We start from the raw sequence: 21,063 nt of genomic DNA on the forward strand, positions 1-21,063 counted from the left end.
CAGGCGAACCAGTTCATCGAATCCGGGACGACTTCGGCGAGGATTTGCCGGGGGCGCGGCGGGGTGGGGTAATGGGATGGCCGGTGCTTGAGGGTGTGGCGAGAGACCCGGGAGCGTGCGATGAGCGGTGGTCCGGAACCGATCAGTGCCGAGGGGCTGCGGGCGGTGCGCGAGGAGTTGGCGCAGCTGCGGACGGAGCGGGGGGAGGTGGCCGCGACCCTGCGGGGGGAGGATCCGGTGGGGGACCGGGCGGACGCGGCGGACGAGTTGCAGCGGGCGTCGGAGGTGACCCGGCTGGACCGGCGGATCGTCGAGCTGGAGGGGCGGCTGCGGGAGGCCGAGGTGGCTGGGGCGCCGTCGACGGACGTGATCGGGGTGGGCTCGACCGTCAAGGTGCGGTTCGGGGACGGCGAGGAGGAGACCGTCGAGATCTCCGAGCTGGCCGAGGAACGGGAGTTGACCCTGGTGACGTACGACAGTCCGCTCGGGAAGGCGCTGTTGGGCCGGCACGCCGGGGAGCGGGTGACCTACGAGACGCCGGGCGGCGCGGCGAGCGCGGTCGTGCTGGCGGTGGGTGACGCCGCTTAGGAGACGGGACGGCGTGGGGCGGCGCGGCGGAGCAGGTCGGCGGTCCGGACGGTGCTGCGAGAGGATTCCTCCGTACGAATCGAATGTACGAACCGAACCGACCGGACCACACCGAGGAGCCGACCGCCATGGGCCGAGTGACCGTGAGCCGCCGGGTGCTGCGGCTGCGCCAGGGCGTGCCCGCGCACCGACCCGACACCCTGGCCGCCGAGGAGCCGATGGAGATCCGGGTCGGCGGCCGCCCGCTCACGGTGACCATGCGCACCCCCGGCAACGACTTCGACCTGGCGGTCGGCTTCCTGGCCGGCGAGGGCGTGCTGCACGCCGCCGACCACCTGGCCGGGATCCGCTACTGCGCCGGGGCCACCGCCGACGGCGGCAACACCTACAACGTGGTGGACGTGGCGCTCGCCGCCGGGGTGCCCGCCCCGGACGCCTCGCTGGAGCGCAACTTCTACACCACCTCCTCCTGCGGCCTGTGCGGCAAGGCCAGCCTGGACGCGGTGCGCGCCACCGCGCCGTGGAGCGTCGCCGAGGACGGGCTGCGGGTCACCCCGGAGCTGCTGTCCGCGCTGCCCGAGCGGCTGCGCGCCGCCCAGAAGGTCTTCGACCGCACCGGTGGCCTGCACGCGGCCGGACTGTTCGACGCCGAGGGGCGGCTGCTCTGCCTGCGGGAGGACGTGGGGCGGCACAACGCGGTGGACAAGGTGGTCGGCCACGCGCTGCGCGAGGGGCTGCTCCCGGCGCGCGGCACGGTGCTGATGGTCAGCGGCCGGGCCTCCTTCGAGCTGGTCCAGAAGGCCGTGATGGCGGGCATCCCGCTGCTCGCCGCCGTCTCCGCGCCGTCCTCGCTGGCGGCGGAACTGGCCGAGGAAAGCGGGCTGACCCTGGTCGGCTTCCTGCGCGGCGACTCGATGAACGTGTACACCCGTCCGGACCGGATCGAGACCACCAGGACGGAGGACCCGACGGACCCGTTGGAGGACCCGACGGACGACCGGCTCACGGCCGCTCGACGCGCGGGGGCCGACGGCCCGGCGTAGCGTCGACCGGGACCCCAGCAGGACCCGTGCGCGGAAGGCGAGTGCCGTGACCACCTCCGACGACGACGTCGACAAGACCGCCGCCCCGCAGCCGGAGCCGCGACCGGAGGCCGTGGGCCCCTCCCCCGACGGGGCGCCGCAGTTCGCGCCGTACACTCACCCGGCCGCGGGCTGGGGCGCCGCCAAGAGCGTCACCCGCTTCCTGCTGCGCGAGGGCGCCTACGTCGACGGCCCGCGGGCGGTCATGCGGATGAACCACGAGAACACCGGTTTCGACTGCCCGGGGTGCGCCTGGCCGGACGACACCAAGGGCCTGCACCTGGACATCTGCGAGAACGGCATCAAGCACGTCACCTGGGAGATGACCCGCAAGCGGGTCGGCCGGGAGTTCTTCGCCGCCCACTCGGTGACCGAGCTGTCCGGCTGGAGCGACTTCGCGCTGGAGGACCAGGGCCGGCTGACCGAGCCGATGAGCTACGACCCGGAGACCGACCACTACGTCCCGATCGGCTGGCAGGCGGCGTTCGAGCTGGTCGGCCGCACCCTGCGCGGCCTGGACGACCCGAACCGGGCCGCGTTCTACACCTCCGGCCGGCTCGGCAACGAGGCGACCTTCCTGTACCAGCTGCTGGCCCGCGAGCTGGGCACCAACAACCTGCCGGACTGCTCCAACATGTGCCACGAGGCCAGCGGTCGGGCGCTCCAGGCGGCGCTGGGCACCGGGAAGGGTACGGCCGACCTCAAGGACTGGGAGGTCACCGACGCGCTGTTCGTCCTGGGCGTCAACGCGGCCTCCAACGCGCCCCGGATGCTCACCTCGCTCGCCGAGGCGTACCGGCGGGGCGCGCAGATCGTGCACATCAACCCGCTGATCGAGGCGGCCTCCCGGCGGACGATCATCCCGCACGACTTCACCGACATGGCGCTGAACAGGTCCACCCGGACCGGCACGTTGAACCTCCAGGTGCGGATCGGCGGCGACATGGCGCTGCTGCGCGGGATGGCGAAGGCGGTCCTGGAGCAGTCCGCGACCGACCGCAAGGCGCTGGACCGGCTGTTCATCGAGCGCCACACCGCCGGCTTCGCCGCCTACCGCGACGTCTGCGCGGCCACGCCCTGGTCGGAGATCGAGCGCCAGAGCGGGCTGAGCCGGGCCGAGATCCTGGAGGCGGCCCGGGTCTACCGGGAGGCGGACCGCTCGATCTTCAGCTGGTGCCTGGGCGTCACCCAGCACGAGCACGGCGTGGACACCGTCCGGGAGATCGTCAACCTCCTGCTGCTGCGCGGCAATCTGGGCCGCGAGGGCGCCGGGCCGTCCCCGGTGCGCGGGCACAGCAACGTCCAGGGCAACCGCACCTGCGGGATCGACCACCGGCCCACCGACGCCTTCCTGGACCGGCTCGGCGCGGTCTGCCGGTTCGACCCGCCGCGCGCCCACGGCCTGGACACGGTCGGCACGATCGAGGCGATGCGGCGCGGCGAGGTGACGGTGTTCGTCGGCATGGGCGGCAACTTCGCGCTCGCCGCGCCGGACACCCCGTACACCCAGGAGGCCCTGCGCGCCTGCGAGTTGACCGTGCAGGTGAGCACCAAACTGAACCGCAGCCACCTGGTGCACGGCCGCCGGGCGCTGATCCTGCCGTGCCTGGGCCGGACCGAGAAGGACCACCGGCGCGCCGGGGTGCAGTCCACCTCGGTCGAGGACTCGATGAGCATGGTGCACCTGTCGGTCGGGATGAAGCGCCCGGCCTCGCCGCACCTGCTCTCCGAGCCCGCGATCGTCGCCGGGATGGCCCGCGCGGCGCTGCCGGACAGCGCCACCCCGTGGGAGTGGTACGTCGAGGACTACGACCGGATCCGCGACACCATGGCCGAAGTGCTGGACGGCTTCGAGGACTTCAACCGCCGGGTGCGGCTGCCGCTGGGCTTCCGGATCAAGCAGCCGGCCCGCGAACTGGTCTTCCTCACCCGCACCGGCAAGGCGGAGTTCTCCGCCGCCCCGCTGCCCGACGTCGTCCCCGAACCGGGCACCCTGGCGCTGGGCACGATGCGCTCGCACGACCAGTGGAACACCACCATCTACTCGGACGACGACCGTTACCGGGGCGTGAAGAACCTGCGGACGCTGGTCTTCCTGAACCGGGAGGACATGCGCGAGCGCGGCATCGCCGAGTTCGACCCGGTGGACGTCACCAGCACCGCCCGGGACGGCTCCACCCGCTCGGTGCACGGCTACCTGGCGATCCCGTACGACATCCCGCGCGGCTGCGCGGCCGGGTACATGCCGGAGCTGAACGTGCTGTGCGCGATCGGGGACCACAGCACCCAGAGCGACCAGCCGATCATGAAGCACCTGAAGGTGACGGTGACCAGGTCGTGAACAGCCGCCCCTGACACGCTAGTCCGCCGGCTGGGGCGTCCAGCGGTGCAGGCCCTTGCGGTCGTAGTAGCGGGTCATCCCGAAGCCGAAGGCCAGGGCCAGCACCACCCCGACCGCGATCATGGTCCAGCCGCGGGCCAGCCCGGCGTCCGAGCGGGCGTCGAAGAAGAGGATCGCCCGGATGCCGTCGCTCAGCTGGCGCATCGGCTCGAAGACGCCGAGGAAGCGGTAGAAGCCGGGCACCGCCTGCAGCGGCACGGTCGCCCCGGAGGAGGGCAGGGCCAGCGCGATGAAGACGAACATGGACACCAGCTGCCCGATCCCGCCGAACGCGGCGTTGATCGCCTGCACTCCGAGGCCGACGGCCAGGCTGGCGCAGTAGGCGAACAGCCACAGCAGCGCCTGGTGCGGGGCGTCCATGCCGAGGACGCCGGCCGTGCAGAGCAGCACCAGGGAGGTGGTGACCAGCATGATCCCGGCGGTCATCAGCATCTTGAGCAGCAGGGTCTGGGTGCGGCTGATCGGGACGGTGGGGCGGCGGGTGTGCCAGGGGCCGATCTCGCTGTCGCTGTAGCCCAGGGCGCCGTCGACGCCGTTGTGGATGATGTTGCCGCCGATGAAGCCGGTCAGGACGGCCAGCAGGGTGTAGTAGAAGGCGCTGAGGCCGAGGCCGCTGTGGCTGCCGATCGGGTGGCCGACCTGGGTGGCCACGGCGAACGGGTCGGCGAGCAGCAGCCGGGCGGTGGCACCGGTGTCGGGGGTCGGGGCGCCTTGGGCCTGGGCCTTCGGCGCCGGTACGGCGGCGAGGAGCTGCGCTCCGGCCGCGACCGAGGCCTGGTGGGCGGCGTTCTGGGCGATCTGGGCGGCCATCGAGGAGCCGAGGCTGCCCAGGCCGGGGTTGGTGAGGACGGTGAGGGTGGGGCGCCCGGTGGCACCGCCGGTGACCAGCCGGCCGACGGCGGCGGTGAAGTCGGCGGGGACGAGCAGCGCGCCGTAGACCTTGCCGGAGGCGAGCAGGTCACGGGCACCGGCCTCGTCGGTCTGCCGCCAGTCCACGGTGTCGCCGGGGGTACCGGCGATCACGGCCCTGGTCAGCTCGGTGCCGAAGCCGACCGGCCGGCCGGGCGGGGGCGGGCCCTGGTCCGCGTTCACCAGGGCGATCGGCAGCCGGTGCAGGTGCCCGGTCGGGTTGACGATGCCGCCCAGGTAGAGCAGCGAGAGCAGCACGGCCACCAGGGCGCACAGGATGCCCGGGAAGAGCCAGAGCTTGGGCTTCCGGGCGAGGGTCAGCGCCCTGGCCTGCGGGGGAACCTGCCGGGGAGCCTCCTGGGAGCCTGCGGTCGCCATGCCATCCCTCGGGTTCGGGCACGGGCGGATGCCGTGCGCTGCCGGTACGGCCGGTGCGGTGCCGCCGTCACGGCGGGAAGTCGTTCCGTGGTCACACGCCGGTCAAACCCGCGTCACCCGGGCGGGTGTCACGCGCGGAGAAAGGTAAAGGTTCTACCAAGTACGCAAGTAACGCTCTTCGCCGGGGCTATGCTTTTCGAGGTTTGAAGAAGGCACCTCGTTCGGTGAGGCTTCTTCACGGACACAGGCCACTGATCCGACGACGTCGAGAGACGCCCAGGGTTAGGACAGATCTTCCCGACCTAAGGGTTGATCCGAAGTGGCTTCCGGCCCAAGCGGGTTGGACACGCCGTGGAGTGCCAAAGCTCTGACGAGTTGGGGTGAACCGGTCGCCGTTCCGCGCGCCGGTGAACTCCTTGCCGCGTCGATGACACGCACCACGGGGTGCGTCGACCGGGAGGAGGCGAGAGACATGGATTGCAGTAGTCCGGGCCACAGTTGCCCCTGCCCCCGCTTGTCCTCGTACACCTCCGGCACGCGGTAACAACCTTCCCTGCGCGTTGACCTGACGACGCATCAGCACACAGCACCAGCACCACGCACGCGGCTTCGCCGTGCCCGCGCCCGTCCGCCCGGGCCGACGCCGCCGCGCGCCGATGCGTCGTGCCCGCACGCAGGGGGAATTGCTGCCGCGCGTCCCCAACCACCCCTCCTGCCAGGGGTACCCGGGAGGAACGCCATGACCACCAACTCGACCCTCGACTCCAAGATCCCCGCACAGCGCACCGCCGTGCTGGACGACGCCCACGTGGGCGACATCAAAGGTGCGCTCGGCACCATCAAGCTCGATGACAACGCACCGCGCGAGGGACTGAGCGCGAGACTCAAGACCCTGATGGCGATCGTCGGCCCCGGCCTGATCGTCATGGTCGGCGACAACGACGCCGGCGCCTTCTCCACCTACGGCCAGGCCGGTCAGAACTACGGCACCCAGCTGCTGTGGACGCTGGCCCTGCTGATCCCGGTGCTGTACGTCAACCAGGAGATGGTGCTGCGCCTGGGCGCCGTCACCGGCGTCGGGCACGCCCGGCTGATCCTGGAGCGCTTCGGCAAGTTCTGGGGCGCGTTCAGCGTCATCGACCTCTTCCTGCTGAACGCCCTCACCCTGGTCACCGAGTTCATCGGCGTGACACTCGCGGCCGGGTACCTGGGCCTGCCGAAGGTCGCCTCCGTCATCCTGGCGGCAGCGGTCATCATCGCCTCGGCCTTCACCGGCTCCTTCCGGCGCTTCGAGCGGGTCGCGGTGACGCTGTGTGTCGGCTCGCTGCTGCTGGTGCCGATCTACTTCATGGTCCACCCGAAGACCTCGCAGATGGCCCACGACTTCGTGGTCCCGCAGATGCCGGGCGGCTCGGGTGAGCTCGCCACCGTCATGCTGCTGATCGTCTCCATCGTCGGCACCACCGTCGCCCCGTGGCAGCTGTTCTTCCAGCAGTCGTACGTCATCGACAAGCGGATCACCCCGCGCTTCATGAAGTACGAGAAGGCCGACCTGTGGATCGGCATCGCCATCGTGATCATCGGCGCCGCCGCCATGATGGGCTTCTGCGCCGCCGCCTTCTCGGGCACCGACGGCTTCGGCCAGTTCTCCGACGCGGGCGCCATCGCCAAGGGCCTGGAGGACAAGGCCGGCCACGTGGTCGGCGTGCTGTTCGCGATCGCCCTGCTGGACGCCTCGATCATCGGCGCCTTCGCCGTCTCGCTCTCCACCGCCTACGCCATCGGCGACGTCTTCGGCATCAAGCACTCGCTGCACCGCGGGGTCAAGGGCGCCAAGGGCTTCTACGGCATCTACGCCGGCGTGGTCGTGGTGGCCGCCGCCATCACCCTGCTGTCCACCGACTACGCCCAGGGTCTGATGACCCAGTTCGTCCAGGTGCTGGCCGGTGTGCTGCTGCCCTCCGCCACCGTCTTCCTGCTGCTGCTCTGCAACGACAAGGCCGTGCTCGGCCCCTGGCGCAACGGTCCCAAGACCAACGCCTTCACCTCCGCGGTGGTCGGCATCCTGGTCATGCTGTCGCTCATCCTCACCGCCTCGGTGGTGTGGCCGGACATCAGCTCGGACGCGCTGCTCTGGATCATGGCCGGCTGCGGTGTGGCCGGGGTCCTGGTCGCCGGGTACTTCTTCACCTTCGGCCGCAAGGGCACCAAGGAGGACCCGATCGACCGCACCGACCGGGAGAACTGGCGGATGCCCCCGCTGGAGACCCTGGAGAAGCCGGTCATGTCCACCGCCCGCAAGATCGGCATGGGCGCCCTGCGCTCCTACCTGCTGATCGCGATGATCATGGTCATCATCAAGGTCGTCCAGACCGCCCTGAACCACTGATCCGAACGCCGGGGGCGGCGCCCGTCACCACCGCCGCCGCCCCCGGCCCCACCCCGGAACCCTCGACCGCCCCACCCCGGGGAAGGAAGGCAGTACGGCCATGCGCACCACCCTGATCCACGAACTCCCGTTCCAGCAGCCCACGTTCCACCGCTGCCCGAACATCCGGCTCGCCCTGCACGACGGCGTCGAGCGCGCCTACCGCCTCGACGACCCCGGCTCCTGCCCCTACTCGGGCACCGCCAACAGCCCGGCCTCCGCGTACGAGCCCCGCGTCCACCTGGCGTATCTGCTGGCCCGGCAGGGCCACCGCCCGGACTGGCTCGCCCGCTTCGCGGACCTCCCGCCGGCCGCCGCGCACCGCCTCGCCCTCGCCGCCGCCCAGCACCGGGCCGCCACCGCGAGTGCCGCCGCGAGTGTCGCCGCGCCCGCCGCCTGAGTCCTCCGCCAGCTGAGCTTTCAGCAACTCCCGCGCGTATCAGCGCACTTGTCCGTGTTTCCTGGCCCTGTCACGGAGGTGACCTGCCATGTCCATCGTTGCCGCTTTCCAGCCCACCCTCCCGTCCACCGATCGCGGCCGACTGCGCGCCGCCCTCGCCGCGGTGGGTCGACGCCTGGCGGCCAGCCCGCTGGACCACACCGTGCTGCAGGCCGCCGCGCTGCCGACCGGCGGCCGCCGGACCGCGCTGCGGGCCGACTGGCGCACGGTGACCGCGCCGGACGGCACCACCCGGCTGGAAGCCTCCTGGCACGCCGGGCGCTGAGCCCACCCCCACCCCCACCCCCCGACCCCGTTCGCCGTACCGCCGTACCCGCCGCACCGCCGTAGTCGCGGTGCCGGCCGTCCGCGCCGTACCAGCCGTACTCGCCGAAGGAGCATCGCCATGGCCGTGCGCTACCCCAGGCTCGACGCCATCTTCTCGGACCACGCCGCCGCGTCCGCCGCCGCCCGTCGCCCCGGACCCGCCCCGAAGCCCACCGCCGTCACCGCCACCGCCACCCTCCCGGACCCCGGCCTGGTGGTGGACCCCGAGCAGCGCACCGTCACCGTCGACGGCCAGTCGCTCAACCTGCCGTTCCTGGAGTTCGAACTGCTCGCCCACCTGGTCGGCAACCCCCTGCGGGTGCACTCCCGCCGCCAGCTGATGGAGAACGTCTGGGGCCGCCCGGACACCGGCGACACCCGCACCATCGCCACCCACATCGCCCGGATCCGCCGCAAGCTCGGCCCCGGCCACCGGGACGCGATCGCCACCGTCCGGCAGATCGGCTACAAGTACGACCCCCGACTGGTCCGCGCCGCCTGAACCACCGCGGCGGACCGGAGACGACCAAGCGCAGAACAAGGAGGACACCCCCGTGATCAGAACCGCCCTGCCCCGCACCTGGTCCCTGCCCTGGACCGGCCGAACGACGGCGCTGAGCGGCGTCCTCCTGTTGCTCGCCGTCGAGGGCCTCGCCGTCGGCGTCGCCCCCGCCCCGCTGCGGCTGTTCCTCTCCGGCGTGCTCATCGGCGCCTCGGTGGTGGGCCTGCTGCTCGCCCTGCTGCTGGCGCACAGCCGGCAGCGGGCGGGCCGGTCGGTCGCCGAGCGGGTCGCCGCCGGCGAGGACGACGCCCAGTGGTTCAGCGCCCGCTCGCTGGAGGGCTTCCCGATGGAGCAGGTCCGTCCGCTGCTGCTGGCCCCCGACGCCCCCGGGCTGAACCGGCTCTACACCGCCTGGGTGTTCGCCACCCACGGGCACGACCCGCAGTGGATCGCCCACCACCTCGACCTGCCCACCCCCACCGCCCGGCTGCTGGTCGCCGCCGCCCGGAAGCAGAACACCTCAGCCCCGTCCGAAGTCCTGTCCGAAACCCCGTACGAAGCCCCGTCCGAAGCCCCGTCCCGAAGGAGGCCGCAGTGATCACGGCCCTCGACCACGTCCAGCTCTCCGCACCGCCCGGCTGCGAGGCCCTGCTGCGCGCCTTCTACGGCGACGTCCTGCAGATGGCCGAGATCCCCAAGCCCCAGCCGCTGAGCGGACGCGGCGGGTGCTGGTTCGCCGCCGACGGCGGACGGGTGCGGCTCTACCTCGGCATCGACGAGCGCTTCCGCCCCAACACCAAGGCCCACCCGGGGATGGCGGTCTGCGAGATCGACGAGTTCGCCCTGCGGCTCGCCGAACTCGGCGCCCAGGTGGTCTGGGACGACAGCCTGCCGCCCGGCCGCCGCTTCTACACCACCGACCCGGTGGGCAACCTGCTGGAGTTCGTCGAAGCCGTCGGGTAGCCGTCCCCGACCGCGCCGACAACGGTCCATTTGCGTACGGACGTCAGAAGGGAGCAGACTGCCCGGGTTTGCGTGCCGGAGGTCCCCGCCATGTCCTTCCCGTCCTTCCCGTCCCTCCAGAAGTCCGCCCCGGGCCCGTCCCGGGGCTCACGGCTGTCCCGGACCGGGCGCCGCCCGGCCCGGATGAGCTGGGTGGACGTGCTCGTGGCGGCCGCCGTCCTGGTGCTGCTCTACATCGCCCTGCGGGCCGGACAGGGCACCACCGTGCGGTTCTCCACCGCGCGCGACGCCGCCGTGGACACCGACCCGGCCCGGCTGCCGTACGACGCCGCGCGCTCCCTGCTGCGGATGTTCGCCGCCCTCGTCGTCTCGGTGCTCTTCACCTTCGGCTACGCCTACGCCGCCGCCCGCAGCCGCCGGCTGGAACGGGTGCTGATCCCGGCCCTGGACATCCTCCAGTCGGTGCCGGTGCTCGCCTTCCTGACCGTCGCGGTGACCGGCTTCCTGGCGCTGTTCCCCGGCTCGATGCTCGGCCTGGAGTGCGCGGCCGTCTTCGCGATCTTCACGTCCCAGGCCTGGAACATGACCTTCGGCTTCTACCACTCGCTGGTCTCGCTGCCCCGCGAACTGGACGAACTGTCGCGCTCCTTCCGGTTCAGCCGGTGGACCCGGTTCTGGAAGGTCGAACTGCCCTCCGGCATGATCGGCCTGGTCTGGAACGGCATGCTCAGCTTCGGCGGCGGCTGGTTCTTCCTGGTCGCCTCCGAGGCGATCAGCGTCGACAACCAGCGCTACGCGCTGCCCGGGGTCGGCTCCTACGCGGGCGCCGCGATCGCCGCCGGGGACCTCGGCCGGGTCGGCTGGGCGATCGCCACCATGACCGTCCTGGTCGTCGGCGTGAACTTCCTGTTCTGGCGGCCGCTCACCGCCTGGGCCGAACGCTTCAAGAACGAGCAGTCCGAGGCCACCGAGGTGCAGCGCTCCGTCGTCCTCGACCTGCTGCGCCGCTCCCGGCTGCCCGGCCTGCTGGCCCGGGCGCTGCGGCCGCTCGGCCGGGCGCTGAACCGCGCCGGCGGCGTGTTCGGCACCGACGACCGGCCACTCGCCGTCAGCCCCGCGCGGCAGCGCGCCGGGGACGTCACCTTCGCCCTGGTCGCCGGCGGCATCGTGCTCTGGGGCCTGGTCGACCTCGGCCGCTACCTCGCCGACGCCACCGGCCTCGGCGTCTTCGGCGAACCCCTGCTGCTCGGCCTCGCCACGCTGGCCCGGGTGGTGGTGCTGGTCGCCGTGGCCACCGTGGTCTGGGTGCCGATCGGCGTGAAGATCGGCTTCTCGCCGCGGCTGACCCGGACCGCCCAGCCGCTGGTCCAGATCCTCGCCAGCTTCCCCGCCAACTTCCTGTTCCCGCTGGTGGTCTGGCTGCTGCTGCGCACCGGGCTGTCGATCGACGTCGGCGGCATCCTGCTGATGGCCCTCGGCGCCCAGTGGTACATCCTGTTCAACGCCATCGCCGGCGCCATGGCGATCCCCAGCGACCTGCGCGAGGCCATGGACAACCTCGGCGTGCGCGGCCGGCAGCGCTGGCGCCGGCTGATCATCCCCGGGATCTTCCCGGCCTACGTCACCGGCGGCATCACCGCCTCCGGCGGCGCCTGGAACGCCTCCATCGTCTCCGAAGTGGTCACCTTCGGCGGCACCACCCTCACCGCCACCGGCCTCGGCGCGTACATCGCCCGGGCCACCGAACGCGGCGACTACCCGCACCTGCTCGCCGGGGTCGCGGTGATGAGCCTGTACGTCGTCGCCCTCAACCGCCTGCTCTGGCGCCGCCTGTACCGGCTGGCCGAGCGCCGCTACTCGCTCTGACCCGTCCCCGTGAGGTTCCCGCCGATGCGCTTCCCGTTCTTCTCCCGCCCCGCCGCCGCGGTCGCCCAGCCCCCCGTGGCCGACGGCGAGACCCTGCTGGAGACCACCGGCCTCACCAAGTCCTACGCCGGGGCCGACGGCGAACTGCCGGTGCTCTCCGGGATCGACCTCACCGTCCGGGCCGGCGAGATCGTCGCCCTGCTCGGCCGCTCCGGCTCCGGCAAGTCCACCCTGCTGCGCTGCCTCGCCGGGCTGCTGCCGCCCAGCTCCGGCACCGTCCGCTACCGCGGCACCCCGCTCACCGGCGCCAACCCCGGCACCGCGCTGGTCTTCCAGACCTTCGCCCTGCTGCCCTGGCTGACCGTCCGGCAGAACGTCGAACTCGGCCTGGAGGCCCGCGGCGTGCCCCCGCGCGAACGCGCCCGCGCCGCCGACCAGGCCATCGACCTGATCGGCCTGGCCGGCTTCGAGAACGCCTACCCCAAGGAGCTCTCCGGCGGCATGCGCCAACGCGTCGGCTTCGCACGGGCGTTGGTCGTCGAACCGGACGTGCTGATGATGGACGAACCGTTCTCCGCGCTCGACGTACTCACCGCCGAGAACCTGCGCGGCGAACTCATGGAGCTGTGGGACTCCGGCCAGTTCCCCACCCGCGCCGTCGTCCTGGTCACCCACAACATCGAGGAGGCGGTGCTGATGGCCGACCGCGTCGTCGTCCTCGGCTCCCGCCCGTACGGCACCATCCGGGAGACCGTGGAGGTCGACCTGGAGCGACCGCGCGACCGCGACTCGGCCGAGTTCGACGAACTGGTCGACCGGGTCTACCGGATCATGACCGGCCGGCCCAAGGACGGCCGCTCCGCCGCCCGTCCGGTCCAGGACGCCGACCCGGGCCAGGACACCGACCCGGGCCCGGACCGCTCCGACCGCCGCACCCTCGCCACCACCCCGCTGCCCTCCGCCAGCGTCGACGGCCTCTCCGGCCTCGCCGAGATGATCGCCCACCGCGACGGGCGCTGCGACCTCGCCGACCTCGCCGACGAACTCGGCCTCGACATCGACGACATGCTCCCCCAGGTCGACGCCCTCGACCTGCTCGGCTTCGCCGAGATCCACGGCGACGACCTCCTCCTCACCGAGGACGGCACCGCCTTCGCCCACGCCGATGTCCAGGACTCCCGCGCCCTGTTCGCCGGCGCCGCCCTCGACGTCCCCCTGGTCAAGCTGATCGCCAACAGCCTGAGCGGCGAACCCGGCGCCACCGTCCGCGCCGGGTTCTTCCGCGACCTGCTCGCCCACCACTACACCAGCGAGCAGATCGACCGGCAGCTGGAGACCGCCACCGACTGGGGCCGCTACGCCGGCCTGTTCGGCTACGACGCGGCGCGGCGGGAATACCGGCTGGAGGAGCCCGAACCGGGGCGGTGATCGCGCACAATGCTGCGGTACCCGTACTTCTGTCGACGTCAACGGACGGAGAGCACCGTGAGTTTGGGCAGGCGCAGCTTCCTCGGATCCGTCGGCGCGGTCGGGCTGGCGCCGTACGCCGTTCCCACCGCCACCGGCGCCGCCGCCACCACCGACGCCACACTGCGGGGCCACGAGCAGTTCATGGCCGAGGCGATCGAGGAGGGCCGCAAGCACGAGCGCTACCCCTTCGGGGCGGTGCTGGTGCGCGACGGCCGGGTGGTGGGCCGGGGTGTCAACGCGGCGCAGGACGGCCCGACGTACCACGGCGAGATGGTCGCCATCGACGACTACGGGCAGCCCTACGGCAGCCCCGAGTGGGCGGGCACCGCCCTGTACACCACCGCCGAACCCTGCCCGATGTGCATGAGCGCCTGCGCCTGGGCCGGGATCGACCGGGTCCTGTGGGGGACGTCGATCGAGGGGCTGCGCCGCACCGGACTGGACCAGATCGACCTGTCCGCCACCGATGTCGCCCGGGCCGCCGAGTCCTTCTACCGCCCGAGCCTGCTGCTGGGCGGGGTGCTCGCCGACCGGACGGACGAGCTGTTCCGGCACGCCCAGGCCGTCCGGGAGGGCGGGGCGTAGCCAGGGTCCTGCCTCAGCCGGTCACGGGGCGGCGGCGGGATCAGCCGGTCACGGGACGGCGGCGCACCCCCCGGACGGCGCGGGCGGCCCGGGTGAAGGGCTGGTCCGCCGTCTCGGCGGCCGCGGCCGCGCCGCCGTCGCCGTCACCACCGCCGTCACCGCCGCGGCCCGGGAGCTCGTTGGCGATCACGGCGGCCTCGGTGAGCAGGCCGCGCACCTCGGTGGCGCGGTAGAAGATCCGGGTGCCCTCCCGACGGGCCACCACCAGACCGGCCGCCCGCAGCTTCGCCAGGTGCTGCGAGGTGGCCGCCACATGGGCGCCCAGCAGCTCGGCCAGCTCGCTGACCGGCAGCTCCCGCCGGCTCAGCGCCCACAGCAGCCGGTACCGCGACGGATCGGCCACCGCCTTCAGCACGGCCACGGCCCGCTCCGCCGCATCGGTGTCCCAGGCCTCTTGATTCGCACCACCCATACAGCGATCGTACCGACGCACACCCACGGCCCCGGCGCCGGGAAGCCCCCGCAGCGGGAAGTCCCCGCAGTGGGAAGCCCCCGCACCGGAAGTCGGCCCCGCCGACTTCCTACGCCGAGCGCGTCCCGTCCAGGTAGGCCAGGACCGCCAGCACCCGGCGGTTGTCGTCGTCCGAGGCGCCCAGGCCGAGCTTGGCGAAGATGCTGGAGGTGTGCTTGCTGACCGCGCCCTCGCTGAAGTGCAGCCGCTGGGCGACCGCCGCGTTGGAGCGGCCCTCGGCCATCATCGCGAGGACGTCCCGTTCGCGCGGGGTCAGCAGGGCGAGCGGCTCGTCGTAGGCGTTGCGGGCGAGCAGGCGGGTGATCACCTGGGGGTCCATGACGGTGCCGCCGGCCGCCACCGTGTGCACGGCGTCCACGAACTGGTCGGCCTTGGAGACCCGGTCCTTGAGCAGGTAGCCGACACCGCCCGCGCCGTCCGCGATCAACTCCCGGGCGTACAGCTGCTCCACGTGCTGCGAGAGCACCAGGACCGGCAGGCCGGGCTGTTCCCGGCGGGCCGCCAGCGCGACCTGGAGGCCCTCGTCCGAGTAGGTGGGCGGCAGCCGGACGTCGACCACCGCGATGTCCGGGCGGTGCTCGGCCAGGGCGGCGGCCAGTTCCGGCCCGCTCTCCACCGCGGCGACGACGTCGTGCCCGTGGGCACTCAGCAGCAGCTCCAGTCCGTCCCTCAGCAGGACGAGGTCCTCGGCGAGGACAACACGCACGGCAGCTCCATGATCAGCCTGGTCGGCCCCCCTGGGGGGCTGGTCAGCGTGAGCGTACCGTCGAACACCGCCAGCCTGCGCTGGATGCCCCGCAGGCCACTGCCCCCGGCCGGGTCCGCGCCGCCCCGGCCGTCGTCCGTCACCTCGGCGCGCAGCAGCCCGGCGGCGTGGCCGAGTTCGACCGTGGCGTGCCGGGCGTCACCGTGCTTCACCGCGTTGGTGAGCGCCTCGCTGACGGCGAAGTACACCGCCGACTCCACCGGCGCCTCGGCCCGGCCCGGCAGTTCGGCCCGGACCTCCACCTTCAGCGGCACGTCCAGCGCGAGCGCCCGGATGCCCTCCGCCAGTCCGCGTTCGGCGAGCACCGGCGGGTGGATGCCGCGCACCAGGTCGCGCAGTTCCTGCAGCGCCTGGGTGACGTTCTCCTGCGCGTCCGTCACCACCTGCTTCGCCTTCCCCGGATCGCGGTCGATCAGCGGCACCACCGCGCCGAGCTTCAGGCTGACCGCGACCAGCCGGGCCTGCGCTCCGTCGTGCAGGTCCCGTTCGATCCGGCGCAGTTCGGCGGCCTGGGCCTCGGTGGCGTCCAGCCGGATCTCGGTGAGCTGCTCGACCCGCTGGGCCAGCCGGGACCGCTCGGTGGGCCCCAACAGCGAGCGGGTCCACCGGCCGTGCAGGTGCAGCGCGGGCCCGGCCAGCGCCAGCCCGCCGGACACCAGCAGCAGGCCGAGCAGCGGTCCGAACAGCCCCGGCAGCGGCAGCACGGGGTCGGCCAGGGCGGGCTGCGCCAGCCCGTACAGTCCGGCGGCGACCATCAGGACGGGCCCGGCCGCGATCCCGCCGCCGACCAGCGGGTCGACCAGCACCCAGGCGGCGTCCCGCCAGGTCGCCGGGTCGTTCCAGAGCCAGCGCAGCTTGAGCGCGAAGCCCGCGAACCGGCGGCTCTTGTGGTAGTCGTGGCCGGTCCAGAACCAGCCGTGCAGGGTGCGCTCCAGGGCCGGCCGGGGCACGTACGGCACCGGCACGGGCACCTGCGACCAGTGGCCGGCCGCCCACCGGCCGGCCCCGGCGGTGGCGCGGACCACCCGGGTGGCCAGCGGGAACAGCGGGACCATCCCGAGGCAGCCCCAGAGCAGGAACGAGAGCAGGTAGAGCACGGCCAGCAGCGCCCCGGCCGGGATCAGCAGGGTCAGGACGGCAAGCCGCCCGAACGCCCGCAGGGCGGTGCGCAGCGCTTCGGCGGCTCGGGACTGCGGGGCACTCACGGGGGCCTCCGATCGGGGACGGGCAACGGACGATCATGATGGCAGCCGGGCAACCGGCCGTGGTCAGCAGCCTGTTGGCAGCTCCGCCGCCCGCTCGGCGGCGTGCTTGGCGCGGATCAGCCGGTACACCCCGACGAAGCACCCGCCGCCCAGCAGGACGAAACCCACCGCCACCGGCACCTGCCAGCCCGCCGGCAGGTACAGCGCCAGGAACCAGCTCCGGTTCTCCGGCGCGAGCAGCGACATCCCCAGCGCCACCCCGCCCTGCGGCGCGACGCTCAGCACCCCGACGGTGACCAGCAGCCCGGCGAGCGCCGTCCGGCGACGGGACAGGCCGGCCAGCAGGTCACGTCGCTCCTGCTCCTCCGGCGAGGCGGCCTCCGGCTCCGCCGCCCGCCGCACACCCTTGCGCAGCACGTCCAGCAGCTCCGGCCCCCGGGCCGCCAACCGCCGCCGGGCCGCCCGGCCCAGCCACCACGCGTACAGCGCCCCACTGCCCAGGCCGACCGCCGCCCCCGTCCAGCACAGCGGCGCGCTGTGCAGCAGCGTCCCGGCCAGCACCACCCCGGCGGCCGGCAGTGCGGCGACCAGCTGGAGCAGCAGCACGGCCAGGCTCATCAACCGGGCCTGGTCGCCACTCTCGTCGCTGAAGCCGTCCAGCGGCTGACCGCCCGGGCGGTCCGGGAACGGGGCCGGGCCGAGCAGGGACATCAGCGGCACCAGGCCCGCCCCCGCCCCCAGCACGGCGGGCAGCACCGCGAGCAGCCAGGGCCGGGCCCAGCCGTTCGGGACGGCGAGGGTCCCCGCCACGGTGAGCAGCACGGCGGCCGGGCCGACCACCAGCAGCCAGGCCGACTGCCGGGCCCGGACGTCGATCCGCTCGGCGCCGGGGGTGACCAGGGTCAGCCAGAGCGCACCCGCGTCCAGGCCGTACAGGCTGCTGCCGAGCGCGCCGGCGTACAGCGCGACGACCACCCCGGTCCACGGCAGCACGGTGGTGAAGCCGCCGAGCAGCGGGAGCAGACCGGTGAACAGGCCGGTCCACAGGGCGATCCGCAGGAAGCGGGCCCGGCGCGGGTCGCGCGCCCACAGCCGCAGCTCCTTGCCGAGCACGGCGCCCCCGGGGGTGTCCGGGACGCCCCGCAGCCGGCCGCCCCGACGGACCGCGGCCCGGCCGCCGCCCGCCGTGCCGCGCCCCGACCACCGGGTCAGCAGCACCGTCCAGAGGGCGAACAGCAGGACGCAGACGGCCAGCAGCCCGCCCAGGCAGGCGGCGGCCAGCGCCCAGTCCGAGCGCCGGGCGGCGTCCACCGCGACCACCGCCCAGCCCGAGGGCAGCGCGCGCACGACCGTCCCGACGGTGGGCGCCCAGTGCCCGCCCAGCAGCCTGAGGAAGAAGGCGATCCCGAACCAGCCGGTGTTCAGGAACCCGCAGACCAGGCCGACCAGCAGCGCGGACAGCTCCCAGCCCAGCCGCGAGCGGACCACGCCGCCCAGGCCCTGCACGGCCACCTTGCCCAGCACCACCACGAACAGCAGCTGCAGCAGCAGCGCGGGCACGGCCACCAGCGCGGGCAGCAGCCCGAACCCGGCGCCGAGGACCACCAGCACCGCGAACGCCACCAGGCTGACCAGCGGGGTCACCCCGACGAACGAGGCCGCCAGCAGCCCCAGCGCGAGCCGGCCCGGGCGCTGGGGCACCAGGGTGAAGTAGGACAGCCGCAGGGTCGGGTCCCCGCCGGTGAGGGTCGGGCCGACCGCCCAGCCGACCGTCCAGACCAGCAGCACCAGGGCGACGGTGCCGACCCCCGCCTCGGGGGTGGGGAAGTCCACCAGGCCCAGCAGCACCGTGCCCACCGCCGCCAGGGCGCCGCACGCTCCCCCGGCGATCAGACTCGCCGCCCGCGGGCCGGACATCGACCGGCGCAGGACGGCGAGCTTCATCCCGGTCAGCACGGCGGCCGGGCTGGTACCGCTCAGCACGCCAGCCACGACAGCCCCTCCTGCCCGCCCGTACGGGCCCCGACCAGCTCCACGAAGACGTCCTCCAGGGCGCGCCCGGCCCGCACCGCCTCCACCGTCCCGGCCGCCAGCACCCGGCCCCCGGCGATCACCCCGACGTGGTCGCAGAGCTGCTCGACCAGGGCCATCACATGGCTGGAGAACACCACCGAACCGCCGGAGGCGACGAAGCGCCGCAGGATGGTGCGGATGGTCGCCGCCGACACCGGGTCGACGGCCTCGAACGGCTCGTCCAGGACGAGGAGTCGCGGCGCGTGCAGCAGGGCGGTGGCCAGGCCGATCTTCTTGCGCATCCCGGTGGAGTAGTCGATCACCGGGGTGTCCCCGGCCCCGTCCAACTCCAGGACCGCCAACAGCTCCTCCGCCCGGGCGTCCACCGTCGCCGCCGGCAGCCCGCGCAACCGGCCCAGGTAGTGCAGCAGTTCGGGCCCGGTCAGCCGCTCCGGCAGCATCATCCCGTCCGGCAGCACCCCCACCAGCGCCTTGGCCCGCACCGGATCGCTCCACACGTCGACCCCGAACACCGCCGCACTCCCGGCATCCGGCCGCAACAGGCCCACCGCCATCGACAGTGCGGTGGTCTTCCCGGCACCGTTCGGCCCGACCAGCCCGTAGAACGACCCGCTCGGCACCACCAGGTCCACGCCGTCCACCGCGTGTTGACGCCCGAACCGCTTCCGCAGCCCGGCCAACCGCAGCGCCGGCACCCCCTCTTCCCGCACGTCCGCCTCCCCGCTCCCGTTCCGCACGGCCACCCGCTCCGGGCGGCCGTGATCGAATCTAGGGACGGCGGGGCGGCGGCAGAATCCAGCTGCACCCCGGGCCGGGGTGGGCCTGGACCCACCCCCTACCCGAAGGGCCCGGGAGACGGATCGGCGGCCGCACCGGAGTGCGACCGCCGATCCGTGCCGAACACGCCCGGGGTCAGGAGACCCACTCGCGCACGGCGATCACGACACCTGCCAGGAAGCCCAGACCGGAGATGGCCATGAGGACCGATCCCGCAATCACATGGACTGTCGCCGGACCCTTCCCCGCGGGATTCCTGGACGGCTGCATGAGCACCCGCGCGAAACCCCGGTAGTCCGTGACGACGGCCAAGCCGAGGAAGAAGGGAATCAAGAACACCAGGACACCCAGAAACCGCATGCGAACTCCCCCACTTGTCACGGTCGGTGATGACGGTCGAACAGGAATCAAGTGTGGCAGTACCGCTCCCCTGCTCCAGGTCCGCCGGTACGACAACGCGCTCTACAACCCGGGTTCCGGGCTCTGCCCGGACCTGCACGGGTGGGACACCATCAACGGCCAGGGGCTGGACACCCAGCGGGGGACGGCGCCGTTCCCCGCGTCGATCCGGATTTCGGTCCGCACACCCACTGTGATCATCCGGCCTCTCCGAGTAAGGTCCACCACGACCGGGCGTCCCCTCGGGATCGCCCCCGCGGACCGAGGAGTGTGACCGTGCCCGACCAGGACCGGCAGACAGGCCAGTTCGAGCACCTCCGGCCGCGACTGCAGGCCCTGGCGTACCCGCTGCTGGGGTCGCACGCGGAGGCGGCGGAGGCCGTCCGGGAGGTCCGGGTCCGGCTGGGGCGGATCAATCCGGAGGAGGTGGCGGACCTGCCCGACTGGCTGGCCGTGGTGACCGCCCGGGTATGCCTGAGCCGACTGGGCGAGCGCGCCGCCCGGGCGGCGGGCCGGGCCGGGGTACGGCTGCCGGACGTGGTGGTGGAGCCCGCGGGTTGGGTGCGGCAGGACGGGGCGGTCGGCCTCGCCCTGCTGACGGCCCTGGACGCGCTGACCCCCACCGAGCGGGTCGCGCTGGTGCTGCACGAGGTGTTCCGGTGGCACGTCGACCAGGTCGCGACGGTGCTGGAGCGGACCACGGCGGTGACCCGCAAGCTCGTCGAGCAGGCCCGGCGTCAGGTGCAACCGGCCCGCGAGGCGGACGCCGAGGGCAGCGCGGCGGTCCGGCGCCGGCTGGTCGACGCCTTCGGCGCGGCGCTGCGCGACGGCGACCCGGCGGAAGCGGCGGCGGTCCTGGACCCGGAGGCCGAACTCTCCGTGGACGGTGGGCGGGTGCGTTCCGCCGCCACGGGGTCGGTCCGCGGCGCCCGGCGGGTGGTGGAGCGCGCCGCGGAGCTCCGCGAGGGCGGGTCGGCCGTCGTCGCGGTGCAGGTCAACGGCGCCCCGGGGGTCCTGCTCGCCCGGGCCGGCGAGCCGACGGCGGTGCTGGGCTTCGCGGCCCGGGCCGGCCGGATCACCCGGGTCCAGCTGCTCCTGGACCCGGAACGGCTGGCCGCACTCGACCTCGACGGCCTGCTCGACCTCGACGGCCCGACCGAGTAGGACCCGACCGAGTAGGACCCGACCGAGTAGGACCCGACCGGGACACCACGGAAGCTCAGCCCGCCGAGTCCAGGCGGCCGAGCAGTTCCTCGCTCTCGTGGCCGGTGCCACCGGGGGCCCGGAAGGCGTAGTTGTCGGCGGTGCCGAAGGTCATCGCGCCGAGGCACAGCGCACCCGCCGACGGTCCGTCAATTCCCCATGCGCGCCGCAGCACCGCTTCCCCTCCCCGGGTCCGCAGGCACCCTGGG

Annotated in this window: 21 protein-coding genes and 1 riboswitch; of the genes, 13 read left to right on the plus strand and 8 right to left on the minus strand. The window is 73.3% G+C overall.

Going from position 1 to position 21,063, the window contains the following annotated elements; genetic code table 11:
- Positions 1-120: 120 nt before the first annotated feature.
- From ABTZ03_RS14490 to ABTZ03_RS14500, 3 genes are all read left to right on the plus strand, one after another.
- Positions 121-588 carry a GreA/GreB family elongation factor gene (locus tag ABTZ03_RS14490; protein ID WP_350513266.1) on the plus strand — a complete coding sequence of 156 codons (468 nt, stop codon included), beginning with the start codon at positions 121-123 and terminating at the stop codon, positions 586-588.
- 128 nt (positions 589-716) lie between these two features.
- Positions 717-1,631, plus strand: coding sequence for a formate dehydrogenase accessory sulfurtransferase FdhD (gene fdhD, locus ABTZ03_RS14495; RefSeq protein ID WP_350513267.1), 915 nt, complete (start codon positions 717-719; stop codon positions 1,629-1,631).
- Positions 1,632-1,743: 112 nt separating this feature from the next.
- Positions 1,744-4,011, plus strand: coding sequence for an FdhF/YdeP family oxidoreductase (locus tag ABTZ03_RS14500; protein WP_350513316.1), 2,268 nt, complete (start codon positions 1,744-1,746; stop codon positions 4,009-4,011).
- 18 nt (positions 4,012-4,029) lie between these two features.
- Here the strand turns inward: ABTZ03_RS14500 and ABTZ03_RS14505 are convergent, their stop codons facing one another.
- Complete coding sequence (locus ABTZ03_RS14505) at positions 4,030-5,358, minus strand: YhgE/Pip domain-containing protein (RefSeq protein ID WP_350513268.1); 1,329 nt, start codon at positions 5,356-5,358, stop codon at positions 4,030-4,032.
- Between the two features lie 209 nt (positions 5,359-5,567).
- Positions 5,568-5,745: riboswitch (M-box (ykoK) riboswitch) on the plus strand.
- A gap of 352 nt (positions 5,746-6,097) precedes the next feature.
- Between ABTZ03_RS14505 and ABTZ03_RS14510 the strand changes: the two genes are divergently transcribed.
- From ABTZ03_RS14510 to ABTZ03_RS14550, 9 genes are all read left to right on the plus strand, one after another.
- Positions 6,098-7,747 carry an NRAMP family divalent metal transporter gene (locus ABTZ03_RS14510; protein ID WP_350513269.1) on the plus strand — a complete coding sequence of 550 codons (1,650 nt, stop codon included), beginning with the start codon at positions 6,098-6,100 and terminating at the stop codon, positions 7,745-7,747.
- Positions 7,748-7,847: 100 nt separating this feature from the next.
- A complete protein-coding gene (locus ABTZ03_RS14515; RefSeq protein ID WP_350513270.1) occupies positions 7,848-8,186 on the plus strand; it encodes a hypothetical protein in 339 nt (112 codons plus the stop codon).
- A gap of 88 nt (positions 8,187-8,274) precedes the next feature.
- Positions 8,275-8,511 carry a hypothetical protein gene (locus ABTZ03_RS14520; RefSeq protein WP_350513271.1) on the plus strand — a complete coding sequence of 79 codons (237 nt, stop codon included), beginning with the start codon at positions 8,275-8,277 and terminating at the stop codon, positions 8,509-8,511.
- 120 nt (positions 8,512-8,631) lie between these two features.
- On the plus strand, positions 8,632-9,054 hold the full coding sequence (locus tag ABTZ03_RS14525; protein WP_350513272.1) for a winged helix-turn-helix domain-containing protein: 423 nt from the start codon (positions 8,632-8,634) through the stop codon (positions 9,052-9,054).
- A 52-nt stretch (positions 9,055-9,106) separates the two neighbouring features.
- Entirely contained in the window at positions 9,107-9,652 is a 546-nt protein-coding gene (locus ABTZ03_RS14530) for a hypothetical protein (RefSeq protein WP_350513273.1), read from the plus strand.
- Positions 9,649-10,017 (plus strand): VOC family protein, encoded by a 369-nt coding sequence (locus tag ABTZ03_RS14535; protein WP_350513274.1) that lies wholly within the window; start codon positions 9,649-9,651, stop codon positions 10,015-10,017. Before ABTZ03_RS14530 ends, ABTZ03_RS14535 begins: the two co-directional genes overlap by 4 nt.
- 90 nt (positions 10,018-10,107) lie before the next feature.
- A complete protein-coding gene (locus ABTZ03_RS14540) occupies positions 10,108-11,883 on the plus strand; it encodes an ABC transporter permease (RefSeq protein ID WP_502894465.1) in 1,776 nt (591 codons plus the stop codon).
- A gap of 24 nt (positions 11,884-11,907) precedes the next feature.
- On the plus strand, positions 11,908-13,311 hold the full coding sequence (locus tag ABTZ03_RS14545; RefSeq protein WP_350513275.1) for an ABC transporter ATP-binding protein: 1,404 nt from the start codon (positions 11,908-11,910) through the stop codon (positions 13,309-13,311).
- A gap of 57 nt (positions 13,312-13,368) precedes the next feature.
- Positions 13,369-13,938 (plus strand): nucleoside deaminase, encoded by a 570-nt coding sequence (locus tag ABTZ03_RS14550; protein WP_350513276.1) that lies wholly within the window; start codon positions 13,369-13,371, stop codon positions 13,936-13,938.
- Positions 13,939-13,978: 40 nt separating this feature from the next.
- Here ABTZ03_RS14550 and ABTZ03_RS14555 read toward each other — a convergent pair whose 3' ends face one another.
- The 6 genes from ABTZ03_RS14555 to ABTZ03_RS14580 all read right to left on the minus strand — a co-directional run bounded on the left by ABTZ03_RS14555 (position 13,979) and on the right by ABTZ03_RS14580 (position 19,612).
- Positions 13,979-14,410: an ArsR/SmtB family transcription factor gene (locus tag ABTZ03_RS14555; RefSeq protein WP_350513277.1), complete on the minus strand. Its 432-nt coding sequence runs from the start codon at positions 14,408-14,410 to the stop codon at positions 13,979-13,981.
- A gap of 109 nt (positions 14,411-14,519) precedes the next feature.
- On the minus strand, positions 14,520-15,176 hold the full coding sequence (locus ABTZ03_RS14560; RefSeq protein WP_350513278.1) for a response regulator: 657 nt from the start codon (positions 15,174-15,176) through the stop codon (positions 14,520-14,522).
- Positions 15,140-16,441, minus strand: a complete 1,302-nt coding sequence (locus tag ABTZ03_RS14565) for a sensor histidine kinase (RefSeq protein ID WP_350513279.1) — start codon at positions 16,439-16,441, stop codon at positions 15,140-15,142. Before ABTZ03_RS14565 ends, ABTZ03_RS14560 begins: the two co-directional genes overlap by 37 nt.
- A 63-nt stretch (positions 16,442-16,504) precedes the next feature.
- The gene (locus tag ABTZ03_RS14570; RefSeq protein WP_350513280.1) at positions 16,505-18,433 is read right to left on the minus strand and encodes a hypothetical protein; all 1,929 of its coding nucleotides are present in this window, start codon (positions 18,431-18,433) and stop codon (positions 16,505-16,507) included.
- Positions 18,418-19,185 carry an ABC transporter ATP-binding protein gene (locus ABTZ03_RS14575; protein ID WP_350513281.1) on the minus strand — a complete coding sequence of 256 codons (768 nt, stop codon included), beginning with the start codon at positions 19,183-19,185 and terminating at the stop codon, positions 18,418-18,420. Before ABTZ03_RS14575 ends, ABTZ03_RS14570 begins: the two co-directional genes overlap by 16 nt.
- Positions 19,186-19,387: 202 nt before the next feature.
- Positions 19,388-19,612: a hypothetical protein gene (locus ABTZ03_RS14580; protein WP_350513282.1), complete on the minus strand. Its 225-nt coding sequence runs from the start codon at positions 19,610-19,612 to the stop codon at positions 19,388-19,390.
- Positions 19,613-19,927: 315 nt separating this feature from the next.
- Between ABTZ03_RS14580 and ABTZ03_RS14585 the strand changes: the two genes are divergently transcribed.
- Positions 19,928-20,815: a sigma-70 family RNA polymerase sigma factor family protein gene (locus tag ABTZ03_RS14585; RefSeq protein WP_350513283.1), complete on the plus strand. Its 888-nt coding sequence runs from the start codon at positions 19,928-19,930 to the stop codon at positions 20,813-20,815.
- Positions 20,816-20,870: 55 nt separating this feature from the next.
- On the opposite strand, the gene ABTZ03_RS14590 is transcribed toward ABTZ03_RS14585, so the two are convergent.
- Positions 20,871-21,029, minus strand: a complete 159-nt coding sequence (locus ABTZ03_RS14590) for a hypothetical protein (RefSeq protein WP_350513284.1) — start codon at positions 21,027-21,029, stop codon at positions 20,871-20,873.
- Positions 21,030-21,063 lie beyond the last annotated feature (34 nt).

The organism is Kitasatospora sp. NPDC096077, from assembly GCF_040303245.1.
Classification (GTDB): Bacteria; Actinomycetota; Actinomycetes; order Streptomycetales; family Streptomycetaceae; genus Kitasatospora.

What these genes read in the sequence shown, in the direction of transcription:
- ABTZ03_RS14525 (WP_350513272.1), top strand. Translation starts at nt 8,632, where the DNA reads ATGGCCGTGCGCTACCCCAGGCTCGACGCCATCTTCTCGGACCACGCC.
- ABTZ03_RS14555 (WP_350513277.1), bottom strand. Translation starts at nt 14,410, where the DNA reads ATGGGTGGTGCGAATCAAGAGGCCTGGGACACCGATGCGGCGGAGCGG.
- fdhD (WP_350513267.1), top strand. Translation starts at nt 717, where the DNA reads ATGGGCCGAGTGACCGTGAGCCGCCGGGTGCTGCGGCTGCGCCAGGGC.
- ABTZ03_RS14520 (WP_350513271.1), top strand. Translation starts at nt 8,275, where the DNA reads ATGTCCATCGTTGCCGCTTTCCAGCCCACCCTCCCGTCCACCGATCGC.
- ABTZ03_RS14510 (WP_350513269.1), top strand. Translation starts at nt 6,098, where the DNA reads ATGACCACCAACTCGACCCTCGACTCCAAGATCCCCGCACAGCGCACC.
- ABTZ03_RS14515 (WP_350513270.1), top strand. Translation starts at nt 7,848, where the DNA reads ATGCGCACCACCCTGATCCACGAACTCCCGTTCCAGCAGCCCACGTTC.
- ABTZ03_RS14545 (WP_350513275.1), top strand. Translation starts at nt 11,908, where the DNA reads ATGCGCTTCCCGTTCTTCTCCCGCCCCGCCGCCGCGGTCGCCCAGCCC.
- ABTZ03_RS14490 (WP_350513266.1), top strand. Translation starts at nt 121, where the DNA reads ATGAGCGGTGGTCCGGAACCGATCAGTGCCGAGGGGCTGCGGGCGGTG.
- ABTZ03_RS14505 (WP_350513268.1), bottom strand. Translation starts at nt 5,358, where the DNA reads ATGGCGACCGCAGGCTCCCAGGAGGCTCCCCGGCAGGTTCCCCCGCAG.
- ABTZ03_RS14580 (WP_350513282.1), bottom strand. Translation starts at nt 19,612, where the DNA reads ATGCGGTTTCTGGGTGTCCTGGTGTTCTTGATTCCCTTCTTCCTCGGC.
- ABTZ03_RS14540 (WP_502894465.1), top strand. Translation starts at nt 10,108, where the DNA reads ATGTCCTTCCCGTCCTTCCCGTCCCTCCAGAAGTCCGCCCCGGGCCCG.